The sequence below is a fragment of the Photorhabdus africana genome (assembly GCF_035181445.1).
GTDB classification, from domain to species: Bacteria; Pseudomonadota; Gammaproteobacteria; order Enterobacterales; family Enterobacteriaceae; genus Photorhabdus; species Photorhabdus laumondii.
Genome location: NZ_JAXBVE010000294.1, coordinates 1 through 225, shown reverse-complemented (window position 1 = coordinate 225; position 225 = coordinate 1). Strand labels below are relative to the sequence as shown.

Genomic DNA, 225 nt, shown 5'->3' with positions numbered 1-225 from the left:
GGGTCGCCGTTAAGAAAGTCCACCACCACCTCCTGACCGATACGCGGTATCGCCAGCATGCCCCAGCCCTGACCGGCCCAGGGCTGGGTGACCCGTATCCAGCAGGAGCTGCTGTCGTTGCTCCGGCCGTAGCGGTCCCAGAGGAATTGCAGGCGAATGCGGCCGTAGGCGTCGCAGTAGATTTCTTCGCCGGCCGGGCCGACCACGTTGGCAATCTGCGGGCCC

General features: G+C 66.2%; 1 protein-coding gene. It reads right to left on the bottom strand.

Annotated features, from left to right (window positions below; translation table 11 throughout):
- Positions 1-225, bottom strand: a 225-nt coding sequence (gene vgrG / locus SLS51_RS23820) for a type VI secretion system tip protein VgrG (RefSeq protein ID WP_323840919.1), incomplete at both ends; no start/stop codon positions are given.